This is a genomic window from Mesorhizobium sp. P2_D1, from assembly GCF_056404455.1.
Genome location: NZ_JBFUDZ010000016.1, coordinates 56,754 through 70,641 on the forward strand (window position 1 = coordinate 56,754; position 13,888 = coordinate 70,641).

Annotated in this window: 11 protein-coding genes; 4 read left to right on the forward strand and 7 right to left on the reverse strand. The window is 61.1% G+C overall.

The genetic code is table 11. The features are described 5' to 3' along the window. Window positions 1–226: 226 nt before the first annotated feature. The 4 genes from AC1D0I_RS14200 to AC1D0I_RS14215 all read right to left on the reverse strand — a co-directional run bounded on the left by AC1D0I_RS14200 (window position 227) and on the right by AC1D0I_RS14215 (window position 5,380). Window positions 227–955 (reverse strand): alpha/beta fold hydrolase, encoded by a 729-nt coding sequence (locus AC1D0I_RS14200; RefSeq protein WP_477300178.1) that lies wholly within the window; start codon window positions 953–955, stop codon window positions 227–229. Between the two features lie 370 nt (window positions 956–1,325). After that, window positions 1,326–1,913, reverse strand: coding sequence for a hypothetical protein (locus AC1D0I_RS14205; protein ID WP_477395793.1), 588 nt, complete (start codon window positions 1,911–1,913; stop codon window positions 1,326–1,328). A gap of 2 nt (window positions 1,914–1,915) precedes the next feature. Then, window positions 1,916–4,204 (reverse strand): FdhF/YdeP family oxidoreductase, encoded by a 2,289-nt coding sequence (locus tag AC1D0I_RS14210; protein WP_477395795.1) that lies wholly within the window; start codon window positions 4,202–4,204, stop codon window positions 1,916–1,918. A gap of 99 nt (window positions 4,205–4,303) precedes the next feature. Then, window positions 4,304–5,380, reverse strand: a complete 1,077-nt coding sequence (locus tag AC1D0I_RS14215; RefSeq protein ID WP_477395796.1) for a helix-turn-helix transcriptional regulator — start codon at window positions 5,378–5,380, stop codon at window positions 4,304–4,306. A 434-nt stretch (window positions 5,381–5,814) separates the two neighbouring features. Here AC1D0I_RS14215 and AC1D0I_RS14220 point away from each other — a divergent pair, with 434 nt between their 5' ends. Further along, complete coding sequence (locus AC1D0I_RS14220) at window positions 5,815–6,174, forward strand: response regulator transcription factor (RefSeq protein ID WP_477395798.1); 360 nt, start codon at window positions 5,815–5,817, stop codon at window positions 6,172–6,174. A gap of 401 nt (window positions 6,175–6,575) precedes the next feature. Then, window positions 6,576–7,235 carry a response regulator transcription factor gene (locus tag AC1D0I_RS14225; RefSeq protein ID WP_477395800.1) on the forward strand — a complete coding sequence of 220 codons (660 nt, stop codon included), beginning with the start codon at window positions 6,576–6,578 and terminating at the stop codon, window positions 7,233–7,235. Window positions 7,236–7,406: 171 nt separating this feature from the next. Here AC1D0I_RS14225 and AC1D0I_RS14230 read toward each other — a convergent pair whose 3' ends face one another. From AC1D0I_RS14230 to AC1D0I_RS14240, 3 genes are all read right to left on the reverse strand, one after another. Further along, window positions 7,407–8,006, reverse strand: a complete 600-nt coding sequence (locus AC1D0I_RS14230) for a sigma-70 family RNA polymerase sigma factor (RefSeq protein ID WP_477395859.1) — start codon at window positions 8,004–8,006, stop codon at window positions 7,407–7,409. A 311-nt stretch (window positions 8,007–8,317) separates the two neighbouring features. Then, window positions 8,318–9,199, reverse strand: a complete 882-nt coding sequence (locus AC1D0I_RS14235) for a formate/nitrite transporter family protein (RefSeq protein ID WP_477395861.1) — start codon at window positions 9,197–9,199, stop codon at window positions 8,318–8,320. 265 nt (window positions 9,200–9,464) lie between these two features. Further along, window positions 9,465–10,895, reverse strand: coding sequence for a basic amino acid/polyamine antiporter (locus AC1D0I_RS14240; protein WP_477395802.1), 1,431 nt, complete (start codon window positions 10,893–10,895; stop codon window positions 9,465–9,467). 293 nt (window positions 10,896–11,188) lie between these two features. Here AC1D0I_RS14240 and AC1D0I_RS14245 point away from each other — a divergent pair, with 293 nt between their 5' ends. Together AC1D0I_RS14245 and AC1D0I_RS14250 are read left to right on the forward strand one after the other, a co-directional pair. Continuing rightward, window positions 11,189–12,622, forward strand: a complete 1,434-nt coding sequence (locus AC1D0I_RS14245; RefSeq protein ID WP_095089050.1) for a basic amino acid/polyamine antiporter — start codon at window positions 11,189–11,191, stop codon at window positions 12,620–12,622. A gap of 23 nt (window positions 12,623–12,645) precedes the next feature. Beyond that, complete coding sequence (locus tag AC1D0I_RS14250; protein ID WP_477395862.1) at window positions 12,646–13,884, forward strand: arginine deiminase; 1,239 nt, start codon at window positions 12,646–12,648, stop codon at window positions 13,882–13,884. Window positions 13,885–13,888 lie beyond the last annotated feature (4 nt).

The following is a 13,888-nucleotide window of genomic DNA, read 5'->3' on the forward strand; positions in this document are numbered from 1 at the left end:
CCTCGAATGTCCGGTCCTTGCGCCCAAAAGGCGTCGGCACCGAGCGTTGCCCGGTGACGTCGCCAAGCTCATCGCCGGGCGCCCGATGGCGGGCTGGTTTGGGCAACATCAGTGCAGTGGGCGCGACCAGCATGTGGATGCTGCGCGCGGCAGGCGGGCCGTCGCCGGGACGGCCCGCCCAGGCCGTCAGGCCCGTCCGCATAGCTTCGCCGGGACAAATCCAATGTCATCGGCCCGCGGCAGCCAGAATGAGGTCGGCGACCTCCTTGGGATGGGAAACCAGCGACAGGTGGCCCGCATCGATCTCCACCGTCGTCGCATGCATGCGCTTGGCGAGAAACCGTTCGAGATCAGGGTTGATCGTCTTGTCCTGCTTCGACACCGCATAGAACGATGGCTTGGAATGCCATGCAGCCTCGGTGGTTCGTCCGCCGAAGATGGTCGCAGCGGTGGGCTCCTGAACCGCATACAGGATCTTGGCTTGCCGGGGCGCGACGCCGTTCGCGAAGTATTTCAGGAATGAGTCTTCGGACAATCTGGTGAAGCCATCATTCACCTGGATGCCGGCTCGAACGGGTCCTGCGGGAAACTTTGCCGAAAGAGCGACGAAGTCCTCACCTGCATCCGGTGCTCGTGCAGCCACATAGACCAGCGATGTGACCTTGGGATCAGTCCCCGTTTCGCTGATGACGGTGCCGGCCCAGGAATGCGCTACCAGCACGGTTGGCCCATCCTGCAGCGCCAGCGCCCGTCGCGTCTCCGCGACCGAGTCTGCCAGCGACGTCAGCGGATTCTGCACCGCGGTTACTCTAAGGCCGGCTGCCTGAAGGAGCGGGATCACCTCGGCCCAGCTCGATCCGTCCGCCCACGCTCCGTGCACGAGCACGACGTTGCGCGCCACGGTATGCGCGGGCTTGGGCGTGGGATTGTCAGCCGCCACGGCGACTCCCGACAGGCCAAGAGTGAGGGCAATTGCGATGGCATTGACGATCTCGCGCACGGGTCTCTTCCTTCCCTTTTTCAAACAATCGAATGCGCCGATGACCGAGATGAGGGCCAGCGATGCGGTAGCAAATCCTGCGGGCCGGCTCCGTGGCCTAGGCGTTTGCGGAGGCAGTTCGTTGCGACAATCCCGATTTCGCGGTTCGGCGTCTTTCAGAAACGCCCCTGCCTTTCTCGTCGCGCACGAACGGGCAGGTCCGATGGCGATGTGATGGGCGCGCCCGCCGTCGGCAACGACCGAAAGGTCACCAAAAAAGGGGCGGCGGATCGCTGATGCGACCCACCGCCAGTTCAGGCGCCCGCGGGAGGAGGGGACGGGCGCCTCAGGAGTTCGGCAGAATGGCGCGTGCGCGGAGTGCGTGGGAGCTTCGCCTCCAACGCAACGCTTCGCCACGTGGAAGAGGCTGGGCGGCAAACATTGAGTGAGGGGCAAAGAGCAGGGCCACGAGAAGTCGCGTGGCGGAAAGCTCGTCGCCGGCCGTCGGCAGCGCCAGCATCGCACACTGCCAAATCCGTCCATCGAGCGCCCAGGTCGCTTGTCTTGCCTGCGGCAGCTGCTCCGCAGCGGCCCGCACACACAGCCGGCGCAGCTGCCCGCGGCTGGGTTGGGGGAGCGCAGACAGCCTGTGACCACCACGGTCCCCGCCACAAAGCGCGTCCAGCGCCGCGCCCCATCTCGCAAACATGAAGTCTGCTCCCCGCTCAAGCACGATTGCTTCGGCAAGATAGGGTTCCAGAACCCCAAACTGCTCCAGTTCGACACTGCCGCTCGCGCCTTCGGTGCCGCGACCGAACCCGTCCGACCACTTGCCTGCGACCCAGCGCGACGCCGCCCGAAGATCGCCGCGGTCTAGCCGCCAGGGATAGGATCGGCATTGGTCATGAAGGCGCGCGAGTTCGACCTCACCCATGATCAAACCGCCTCGGTACGCGACCGCGAAATGCGAATCGGAATTGCTTTGAAGGAGGGCGTGAAACTGATCGGATCGTGCGCATAGAGCGGCACGAGGGGGTTTGCCTCGGGATAGTAGGCCGCACAGCTGCCATTGGGGAAGGCATACGGGACGATCCGAAAATTGGACAGGCGGCGTTCAACGCCGTCGGTGGACAGAGTGATCAAGTCGACGCGGTCGTCGGCCTGGAGGCCACGCCTTTCCATCTCCTGTTCGTTGAGGAAGATCACGTCGCGCTGACCGAAGACGCCGCGATAGCGGTCGGACATCGAATATATCGTGGTGTTGTACTGATCATGGCTGCGCACCGTCGTCAGCCATAGAGCGTCGAGACTGTCCAGGGGCGGATCCTCGCCGAGGCCGTCGAAGACGAGGAAATTCGCCTTGCCGGAAACTGTCGCCCAGATGCGTTCGCGCGCGTTCGATGTCAGATGGAAGCCGCCCGGGATGCGAATGCGGGCATTGTAACCCTGGAAGATCGGGAACACGTCTTCGATCGCGTCGCGGACAAGGTCGTAGTCGGCGGTGAAGCTTTCCCAGTCGACGACGGAACCTGCACCCAGCGTCGCCCGTGCAATGCCGGCGACGATTGCAGGTTCGCTCATCAGGTGCTCCGACGCCGGAACATTGCGGCCCGCCGACGCGTGCACCATCGACATCGAATCCTCGACCGTGATCGACTGCGGCCCCGTTGCCTGGACGTCGATTTCGGTGCGCCCGAGGCAAGGCAGGATCAGCGCGTCGCGCCCGTGTACCAGATGGCTGCGATTGAGCTTGGTTGACACTTGGACCGTCAGGTCGAGCTTGCGCACGGCAGCGCGGGTCACCTCCCAGTCCGGGATGGCTGACACGAAGTTGCCGCCGATGGCGAAGAACACTTTCACTTTGCCGTCTTTGATGGCCTCCAGCGCGGTCACGACATTGTGGCCATGTTCGGACGGCGGCTTGAAGCCGAAGCGGTGCTCGAGCCGATCGAGAAATTCCTTTGTCGGCGTTTCGGTGATGCCGACCGTGCGATCGCCCTGGACGTTGGAATGGCCGCGTACCGGGCAAAGTCCGGCGCCCTCGCGGCCGATATGACCGCGCAGCAGCGCGAGATTGGCCAGCTGCTGCACGTTTTGTGCACCCCGCCGGTGCTGCGTGATGCCCATGCCATAGACAATGATCGCTCGTTCGGCCTGCATATAGGCGCGAGCGGCGTATTCGATGTCCTCGCGAGCGAGCCCTGACTGAGAGACGATGTCGTCCCATCGCGTCGCCCGCAGGTCGGCGGCGAGAGCCTCGATACCCGTCGTATGGCCCTTGATGAAATCCCAGTCGAGGATCGCCGGCAATTCGCCCGCGCGCGCCGCATCGTCTGCTTCCATGAGGAATTTCATGAGCCCCTTGACGACCGCGACGTCGCCGCCGACACGCACCTGATAGAGCTTGGCGCTTATCGGTGTCGACGTAAGCGTTGCCATTTCGACCGGGCTCTGGGGCGACTGGAAGCGCTCCAGTGCGCGCTCGCGGAACGGATTGAAGGACATGATGGTTGCGCCGCGCCGTGAGGCGTTGCGCAGGCTCGTCATCATGCGAGGGCTGTTCGTGCCCGGATTTTGTCCAAAGATGAAGATGCAGTCCGTCTTGTCAAAATCGGAAAGCAGGCAGGTACCCTTGCCGACACCGAGCGAGTGCGGCAGGCCGACGCTGGTAGCCTCGTGGCACATGTTTGAGCAATCGGGGAAATTGTTCGTGCCGAACTCTCGCACGAAGAGCTGGTAGAGGAACGCTGCCTCGTTCGAGGTACGGCCGGATGTGTAGAACTCGGCCATGTTGGGATCCGGCAATCCGTTGAGGTGGCGGGCAATGGTTGCAAAGGCCTCGTCCCAACCGACCCGCACGTAATGGTCGGATGCGGCATCGTAGGCCATCGGATGGGTCAGGCGTCCGACCATCTCGAGATCGAAATCGCTCCAGCTTGAAAGCTCGGCAACGGTATGGGCGGCGAAAAACTCCGGCGTGCAGCGTTTCGCCGTGGCTTCCCAGGCAACCGCCTTGCCCCCGTTCTCGCAAAATTCGAAGGATGAAGTGTGCTTGGGGTCCGGCCAGGCGCAGCCGGGGCAATCAAATCCCTCCGGCTGGTTCATGCGCCCCAGAGTGGCCGCCCCCTTGATCGGGATTCCCTGCTCGACAAGGTGTTCGCCTAGCGACTTGAGCGCTCCCCATCCGCCGGCCGGGGCATTGTAAGGACGAATGTCATTGGCCATTGGAGACGCCTCCACGAAGAGCTGAAGAATCCTGTGTGGGCAACAAGCCTTCCGGCAAGCAACATCTTTCCATCGCAGTGCTGCCGCCAGCGCTGTCGGCTATGTTGCAACGGCAGCGCTGCGGGGCGGCAACTCTCCCAGAGCTGCCAGCTGAATGGGCCGCGTGTCCGACCCACGTGGCGGGTGGCGCCAACCGACGGGATCGCTGTCGAAAGGGCGATCTGCAACATCCCTGCGATTGCCGCAACGCCAGCGATAGGGTGTCTCGCCAACGAAACGTCCGAAGACGGTGGTGAAATGGGCCTGGTTCTGAAAGCCCACGCTCAGCGCCACGTCGACCAGGGTCATCTCGGTCTCGATGAGCATCTGCTTGGCACGGTCGATCCGTCGCCGCAGCAGGAATTCATGCGGGCGAATGCCGGTGGCCGCCCGGAACTGTGCGGCGAAATACATTCGGCTGAGCCCCGCCACTGCTGCCATGTCGGCGAGCGTAATCGTCTCATCGAGATGTGAATCGACGTATTCGACGACGCGCTTCCATCGCCATTTGGACAGGGCGGCCGTAGAGCGTGCCGCCGGCTCATCCGGGTCTGGCTGCGGATCTGAGCGCAGCGTGAGCAAGCGGGTTACGATGGCAAGGCGGACTGCATCGGCATAGAGGTTGCCAAATCCATCATGGCTGTCTTCGGCCGCCTCGAGCGCCCTGGAAAGACGCTGGACGACCGGATCAGAGGAGTGCCGCTCCGGGACCAGTTCGGCAAGGCCTAGGTCCCGAGGCGCGTGGAAAACATTCAGACCGTCGATCGCGCTTTGGCCTGCTTGGGCAAATTGCGCCATGGCCCCACTGGGCGCCGCCGTAGGATCAGGGTCTGCGGCCGCATTTGCATGCATCGTTAGACCGCCGCGACGGGGTTGCGGCATCGCTGCAGCGGACACCGAGAGAACCACATTCATATGAGTGAGGGGGATCGAAATCATGCGGCAGTCTGGCGCCACCGGGTAGGCGCCGTTGCCGGCGTCGAATGGGTCGAACAATGACGAGCCGACTTCAGGCTTTCGGGCCGGGCCGGCGACATGCATCGCTCGGACCATGCCGTCGCGTCGAGGAAGGACGGGCCGATCTTCTCCCGGTTGCCGATCGTAATATTCGGATGCAGACAATGAGTGGAACTGCATTGGGCCCGTGCTCCTCTAGCTTCAGAATTTTCTTCTGCTTGCTGGTCAAGGTACACGGGTGGGAAATCTGCTCCATTGAATGGCCGTCTGAATGAATCATATCATCAGCTATGCTGCGTATACGATGGTATCTACTGTTGGCGGCGGCGCCTTGGGCGCGTCTGGCGATGTCGGCAAGCTTGTGCAGGGAGGTCGCCGGTGCCGTGCGACAATGATCCCACCGTGCGGTTGAACGTTGACGCAGCTGTGTAGCCGTACGGTTCTCCAACCGGTCGCCAGGTCGCGGCATCGCTGCCTGCGAACCTCAGGCTAGTCAAACCTCTGTATGATTTCGGTCTTGGCTCTACGTTCGTATGCTGGCGGCGAGATGAGATCGCGCCGGGCGACGCCGGGCGACACAGTCTCCGGGGGACACCGATGTGTCGAAAATTCCGATGGTTGCCATAGTTGACGACGACGAGGCGGTCCGGACGTCCACCGCGAATCTGATACGTTCCTGCGGCTTTGCCGCGAACCTGTTTGCCTCTGGCGAGGAACTCTTGCGTTCGCCACGGCTCGCCGACGCCTGCTGTGTCATTACCGATGTGCAGATGCCGGAAATGAACGGGTTGGAACTGCAGACGTTGCTCCTGGCACGTGGCCACACCGTTCCGGTGATTCTTATCACGGCCTATCCTGACGAACGGACCAGGCAGAACGCCCTCGCTGCAGGGGCGGCAGGCTTCTTCTACAAGCCTTTTGACGCCGCCGCCATGATCCGGTGCATCGAAGATGCGCTGAACTGGCCACGCTAAATCAAGCCGAAATGACCTCTTCGTGGTGAGCCGAGCCCTGCCACCGCCATTGCTTTCGGAGCCGAAGTCGCGTGCGTTCCAAATCGGAATTTTGCGTTCGTTCCGGGAAGATTGCCGCCAGCCTGTGCGATTGAATTCCAGGCAGGTTTCGGCGATCGCCTGCCTAGCCCCGCTGCACAAGAGGGCGCGACTGCAGAAACATCAGCTCACATGCGCCGATGGGTGGATTGGTGATATTGATGGTGTAGCGCGCGGAAGCCATCCCAGCTCCCTCGGCATTACCGACAGTCGCGACCACGTCTCGCCTAGTGGCGGGGCTCGTTGCCAAATTAATATGCTAAGATGGCGTTGTGCCATTCCTGGGCCATGCGGAGCAGGAATCGTGAGAGCGGATTGCTATCGTGACAGCAGGTTCCAATCCAGGCCAAACCGCGTCGACCGCTTTTGCGCCGACAGTCTATGTCATCGATGATGACGACGCTGTGCGCGATGCCCTGAGTGGGCTGTTCAGATCCGTGGGGCTGCATGTCGAACTGTTCGCCTCCGCCAGCCAATTCCTGCAGGGCAAGCTGCCGGAAACGCCAAGCTGCCTCGTGCTCGATATCCGGTTGCCCGGCGTGAGCGGCCTCGATTTCCAGGCTCACCTTGCAAAGTCGAACATTCAAATGCCCGTCGTCTTCATGACTGGACACGGGGATGTCCCGATGTCGGTGCGCGCGATGAAAGCCGGAGCGATCGATTTTCTGACCAAACCGTTCCGGGACCAGGACATGCTTGATGCGGTCTTCGGCGCGCTCGAAAACGACCGCATAAGGTGGGAATCCGACCAGGAAGCGGCGACGATATCAGCCCTGTACGAAACTTTGACCTCTCGTGAAAAGGAAGTCATGTTCTTCGTGACCAAGGGCCTGATGAACAAGCAGATCGCGGGCGAGATGGGCCTTAGCGAAATTACGGTCAAGATCCATCGCGGGCATCTCATGCGGAAGATGGCGGTGCGAACCTTGCCCGACCTGGTACGGATTGCAGAACGGTTGGGCCTTCGAAGGGCAAATCAATAGCTATGGCAAAGTCGTCATCCGGTATCGCGCGAAAATCTATCGATTCCGCCCGGTCGCTCCAGCGGTTCTCGACCCTCCGCCGTTCGGCGGATATGACCCCGTGACGCAGCGCCGGTGTGGACGGCAGGGGCCTTGGTTCATCATTGAAAACGGTGACGGTTCATTCTTTGCTCACCCTGGTTGGCCTGGCTGCGAGACACCTTCGAGGATCGATCGCAGCTCCTCTCTGCCCCTGGCGATCCGCGACGTTAGTGTCCCCACGGGAATGCCCAGCGCCTTCCTGGCATCGGCATAGGAGAGGCCTTCGACCGCGACTAGCACAAGTGCTGCGCGTCGTTCGGGATTGATCTGCTGAAGCGCCGAGAATACGTCCACGAATACGAGCCTGTCGGCCTGTGGCGACGTCGCGATCGCATCTATCGTTTCTGAGATCGTGATCACTGCCTGGGCATGGCGTTTGGCGCGCCGCAACTGGTCGACGAACAGATTGTGCATGATCGTGAGCAGCCAGCGGCGTGGCGTATCGCCGGCCGTCCAGTTCGCCATCCTCGACAGCGCCCGTTCGAGGCTGTCCTGCACAAGGTCGTCGGCGGCATCGCGGTCCCGCAACAGCGCGCGCGCATAACCACGCAGCCGTGGGATCTCCGCGACGATCGCTCGCCTGCGTTCGTCAGTGATCTCGGCCGCCGCGCCGCTTTCTGAAGAAGAAGTGTCAGCCGAGCGAAAACTCGGCTGCGGCGAAACATCAGGCGGAAGGTCGAGTTGCGTCATGTTCGTGGTCATCAGGCGATGCGCAATGGCGGCGATTGCAATTTGTGATCCGGACTGGACCCGGTCGGCCGCGAACCTGACAGCCACAGCCATCCTCTGGTTTGGGACTGCACATCTGGTCTGTCAGGCATGTGCCGGCGCCTTTCCTGGCTCTAGCTGTGTCCAATCGAAGTTGTTCGGCTGGGTGCTGTCGGCGGCACCATGGCGGACCCGACTGAGGCCTTCTTTTCGAAACGACTACATTCTTTCGCGAAGCAATGTGGGCGGCCCAATGCCGAGGAAGAAGATGTGTTCGCCGGAATGCCGGCCCATCACTCGGCCGGGCCGAGTGACATCCTCGCCGCAGGGGCAGGCACGTCTTCTGCACCGCCCTTCAGGTAGGTCCAATAGAGAGGAAGTCCGGTGAAGAGGAAACCGCCAGCAATGTTGCCCAAGGTCACGGGTATCTGGTTCCAGTACCACCAGTCTGCGAAGCTGATCTTGGCCCCGAGCATCATCCCCATGGGAATGACGAACATGTTGACGACGCAGTGCTCGAATCCGAGCGCGAAGAAGGCGAATATGGGCAACCAGCATCCGACGATCCTGCCGAGGGTGGACTTCGAACTCATCCCCATGACGACGCCGAGGCAGACCATCCAGTTGCAGAGCATGGCCTTGACGAAGGCGGTCACCAGTCCATCGTATCCATACGGCTCATAGGCAATCGTCTTGGCTTCGGCGAGCGCACGCAGATGATCTCCGAGCGCACTCGCCCCAACATTGCCGACATCGGTCAGGACGACATAGAACAGCCCGGCAAAGATGAGCGAACCGAGCATGTTGCCGACGAAAACCCAGAACCAATTGGCCAACATCCGGCCGACCGTCGTACGGTGAGCGAGGACGGCCAGGGGTACCAGGCCAAAATTCCCGGTCACGAGCTCGAGGCCAAGGATGATGATGATGGCAAATCCCACCGGGAAGATGAGAGCGCCGACGAGCGCGACATTTGTCTGAAGCGCACCCTCCAGGGCCATGCTCGTCGCGAAGGCAAGGAGCGCCCCGGAAAGCATGCCGCGGATCAAAAGATCAGGAACGCTGTGAGCGGCCTTAGCGGCGCCGAGATCCACCATTGCCCGCACGATTTCGCGCGGCGAGAGGCTGTCGTTCATGATCGCTATCCTTCTGCGCCGAGCAGGCTGGTTCCGCATTTCAGAGTCGCAAGGCGCGGCAACTGCGGTCTGGCTGAAGGGATCGCAACTGTCGTCGTGGCCAGAAAGCGCGCTGCGATACCCATGACGTCTCCCATGCGTTGCCAACCAGGACCGATTGGCACGCTGATTGTCACTTCAGGGATGAATAGCCGACAGCACTTCGCGGCGACATTCTACGGAGGGTAACCGGATTACGCACTTGATTTAGGCCAGACATTCCTTGGTATGTCTTGTCGGCCAAGGAACTGAAGCGCTCGGTCAGCTAGATAATGATGTCGCCGCTGGCAATTCCGTAAATGCCAACGAGGCAACCAATTGCCGCAGCCGCCAACACTATCCATTCTACGCCGACCAACACTTGCTTGTTCTGTTCCCGTCTGACCTGAACATAGAGCAGCGTACCGGGTGCGTAGAGAATAGATGACAGCAACAGAAATTTCAGGCCGCCTGCGTAGATCATGAACGCAACATACAATGTGGCAATGCCAGCCACGATCAAGTCGCGGGATCGCTGTGCCGGTTGGATTCCATAAGTCTCTCGGCGTAAAGCCAGAAGGAAGCCGTATCCAGCCACGAGCAGGTAAGGAATTAACACCATGGCACTGCTCAGCTTCACCATGAGCGCGAACGCATCTTGCGAGAAAAGCGTGCTTATGACGAAGACTTGAATGACGATATTGGTCAGCCACAGCGCGGCGGCCGGGACTTTGTTGGCATTTTCACGCGCAAAAATCCTTGGCATGTCGCCGCTCTTTGCGGCCGCGAACAGCACCTCGACACAGATCAACGACCAGGCAAGATAAGCGCCTAGCACAGAAACAATCAGCCCTACGCTGACGAAAACCGCGCCCCAGGTACCGACGACGGCCTCGAGAACGGAAGCCATGGATGGCTGCCTCATTCCAGCGATTTCCGCCTGTGTGAGTACGGCATACGGCAGAAGCGTCACCAGAACCAGCAGGAACAAAACGGCGACGAAACCGACGATCGTCGCCCTGCCGACATCGGAGCGTTCCTTGGCATAGCGAGAATAGACGCTTGCTCCCTCAATCCCAATGAACACAAAGATTGTGACCAGCATGGTCGATCGGACTTGCTCAAAGAGACCGCTTTGCGATGCCAGCTCTCCGCCCCAAAGGTTGCTGACGAAGATGTTCGCCTTGAACGTTCCGGCCAGAATCAAAATGAAGGTAAGGATGGGAATGACTTTTGCGACCGTAACAACGGTGTTGATGACGGCAGCTTCCTTGATCCCGCGCAGGATCGTGAAGTGGAACAACCAGAGTGCGATCGACGAGACCACCACTGCCGGGACCGTGTCACCGTTGCCAAAAACCGGGAAGAACGCGCCGAGCGTCGACTTGATCAGAATCCAGTATGAGACGTCGGCAATGCAGGCAACCAACCAATAGCCAAACGCAGAAAGGAAACCAGCGTAGTCACCGAAGCCGGCTTTTGCGTAGGCAAAGATGCCGGCATCGAGTTCGGGCTTGCGCTCCGCGAGTGCCTGAAAGACGCGGGCCAACGTATACATCCCGGTCCCGGCGATACTCCAGGCGATGATTGCGCCGACCGGTCCGGTGGCATTGCCGAAGGTACGAGGCAGCGAAAATATGCCGGCGCCGATCATTGATCCGACCACCATCGCCGTTAGCGCCGCGAGCGAAAGCTTCTGCGAGGTCTGGGATGCCATGGCCGCGTCTCGAGCCGGTCGTCAATTGCACAAGCGAAATCCGTCCGAATTGCTAAACCGGTCCAGGTCGCTCACCCGATGCTGCATCGGAGAAAGTCACAAGTCCAGCCGATGAAACTCCACTGCGGCGGTGTATTGCGTCGAGGCTCCGAAATAGAGACGCGATGCACAGGAATGAGACTCTCAGCTAATTTCACGACCACGCCAAAAGCATAGGGTTTGGTTTGTACTGAAATTCCAGCCCGCTTTGTTGGCTCACGGACAGATGATTTCCGATCACTCGGGAGAGGCACGTGGCAAGTAAGTCCGAGCAGAAGCTGTCCTTGTTCGCCTTGATCGCAATGGTTGTCGGGTCGATGATCGGGGCCGGCATCTTCAATCTGCCCGGCAGGTTCGCCACCGCGACGGGCCCGTTCGGCGCCATCATCGCCTGGGCGATAGCCGGAACCGGCATGTACATGCTGGCCCGGGTGTTCCAGGCGCTGGCCGAGAAGAAACCCGATATCGATTCCGGCGTCTTCGCCTATGCCAAGGCGGGATTCGGCGACTATATGGGCTTCCTCTCGGCGTTCGGCTATTGGCTCGGAAGCTGCCTCGGAAACGTCTTCTACTGGGTGCTGATCGGATCGACGCTCGGGCGCTTTTTCCCGGAGATTTTCGGGGATGGCAGCACCGCGACCGCGATCATCGTCTCGCTGGTTGGCATCTGGGCCTTCCATTTCATGATCCTGCGCGGCGTCGAGCAGGCCACCTTCATCAATAGCGTCGTGACGGTCGCCAAGATCGTACCGATCATCGTGGCGATCCTCGCCATGGCGTTCGCGTTCAACTACACGCAATTCTCCGAGAACTTTCTCGGCGGCGTAGGCATGCCGGAAAAGACCCTGGTGGCGCAGGTGCGCGACACCATGCTGATCACCGTTTTCGTCTTCCTCGGCATTGAGGGAGCGAGCGTGTATTCGCGCTTCGCAGAGAAGCGTTCGGATGTCGGCACCGCCACCATTCTGGGTTTTGTCGGCGTCACGGGCCTGATGGTGGCCATCACCCTTCTGCCCTACGCCACGGCTACGCGTGCGGCCATCGCCGGAGTCCAACAGCCCTCGCTCGCCGGCGCGCTCGAACTGGTCGTGGGACATTGGGGCGCGGTGTTCATTTCCATCGGCGTGCTGGTGTCAGTGCTCGGCGCCTATCTCGCCTGGTCGCTGATCTGCGCCGAGGTACTGTTCGCCGCGGCGAAGTCGCAGGACATGCCCAAGCTTTTCGCGGCGCAGAACGGCAACCGGGTTCCCGCCAACGCGCTTTGGCTGACCAATATCGTCGTCTCGCTATTCGTCATCTCAACCTATTGGTCGCGTGACGCCTTCAACTTCATGCTCGACATGACAAGCGTGACGGCGCTGCTGCCCTACCTATTGGTCGCGGGCTATGGCGTGCTGATCGCCCGCCGCGGCGAGGGGTACGAGACCTCGCCTGGTCAGCGCGGGCGCGACCAGTTATTCGCCTGGATCGCCGTTGTCTACACGCTTGTCATGTTTCTGGCCGCCGGCTTGAAATACGTCCTGCTGGTGGCGGTGCTCTTCGTGCCGGGAACCGTCCTGTACCTCTGGGCGCGGCGCGAACAGAACGCGCGGATCTTCACATCGGTCGAACTCATCATCTTCGCCGTCACACTGGTCGCTGGACTCGCCGGTTTCGTCGGCCTGTTGACTGGCGCAATTACACCTTGACGAGAAAGGCACAAGTCATGGCGATGGAAACGAAATTCGGCGTGCATTCCGAAGTCGGGCAGCTTCGCAAGGTCATGGTCTGCGCGCCCGGCCGCGCCCATCAGCGCCTGACGCCCACCAATTGCGACGAACTGCTGTTCGATGATGTGCTGTGGGTCGACAACGCCAAGCGCGATCATTTCGACTTCATGACCAAGATGCGCGACCGCGGCGTCGAGGTGGTGGAGATGCATAACCTCCTCGCCGAAACTGTCGCCGTCCCCGAGGCGAAGAAATGGATCCTCGACAATCAGGTGGTGCCGAACCAGATCGGCCTGGGCCTCGTCGACGAGGTGCGCTCCTATTTGGAGGGGCTCTCCAACCGCGATCTGGCGGAGACGCTGATCGGTGGTCTCTCGACCCATGAATTCCCCGAATCCATAGGCGGCGAACAGCTCGAGCTGATCCGTGACGCGGCCGGGGTAAACGAGTATCTACTGCCGCCGCTGCCGAACACGCTCTACACCCGCGACACCACCTGCTGGATCTATGGTGGCGTCACGCAGAACCCGCTCTACTGGCCGGCGCGGCATGAGGAGACCATCCTCACCACCTCGATCTACAAGTTCCATCCCGACTTCGCCGGCAAGGTCAACGTGTGGTGGGGCGACCCGACCAAGGATTGGGGCCTCGCCACGCTCGAGGGCGGCGACGTCATGCCGATCGGCAAGGGGAATGTTCTGATCGGCATGAGCGAGCGCACCTCCCGTCAGGCCATCAGCCAGCTCGCTGCGACGCTGTTCGAGAAGGGCGCGGCCGAGCGCGTCATCGTCGCGGCGATGCCGAAACTGCGCGCGGCGATGCATCTCGACACGGTGTTCACCTTTGCCGACCGCGACTGCGTGCTGCTCTACCCGGATATCGTCAATGGCATCGAGGCGTTCTCCTACCGGCCGGACGGCAAGGGCGGCGTCGAACTGCACAAGGACAAAGGCACCTTCGTCGAGACGGTGCGCGACTCGCTCGGCCTCAAAAAGATGCGTGTTGTTGAGACCGGCGGCAATGCCTACGTCCGCGAGCGCACCCAATGGGATAGTGGCGCAAATCTGGTCTGTGCATCGCCGGGCGTCGTGTACGCCTATGACCGTAACACCTATACAAACACGCTGCTGCGAAAGGAGGGCATAGAGGTCATTACAATCATCGGCGCGGAACTAGGCCGCGGTCGTGGCGGCGGCCACTGCATGACCTGTCCGATAATCCGTGATCCGGTGGATTACTGACAAG

Excerpts from the sequence above, each read along its gene's own strand:
- AC1D0I_RS14240 (WP_477395802.1), bottom strand. The coding sequence starts at position 10,895 with ATGGCATCCCAGACCTCGCAGAAGCTTTCGCTCGCGGCGCTAACGGCG.
- AC1D0I_RS14250 (WP_477395862.1), top strand. The coding sequence starts at position 12,646 with ATGGAAACGAAATTCGGCGTGCATTCCGAAGTCGGGCAGCTTCGCAAG.
- AC1D0I_RS14230 (WP_477395859.1), bottom strand. The coding sequence starts at position 8,006 with ATGACGCAACTCGACCTTCCGCCTGATGTTTCGCCGCAGCCGAGTTTT.
- AC1D0I_RS14210 (WP_477395795.1), bottom strand. The coding sequence starts at position 4,204 with ATGGCCAATGACATTCGTCCTTACAATGCCCCGGCCGGCGGATGGGGA.
- AC1D0I_RS14205 (WP_477395793.1), bottom strand. The coding sequence starts at position 1,913 with ATGGGTGAGGTCGAACTCGCGCGCCTTCATGACCAATGCCGATCCTAT.
- AC1D0I_RS14235 (WP_477395861.1), bottom strand. The coding sequence starts at position 9,199 with ATGCGGAACCAGCCTGCTCGGCGCAGAAGGATAGCGATCATGAACGAC.
- AC1D0I_RS14215 (WP_477395796.1), bottom strand. The coding sequence starts at position 5,380 with ATGCAGTTCCACTCATTGTCTGCATCCGAATATTACGATCGGCAACCG.
- AC1D0I_RS14220 (WP_477395798.1), top strand. The coding sequence starts at position 5,815 with ATGGTTGCCATAGTTGACGACGACGAGGCGGTCCGGACGTCCACCGCG.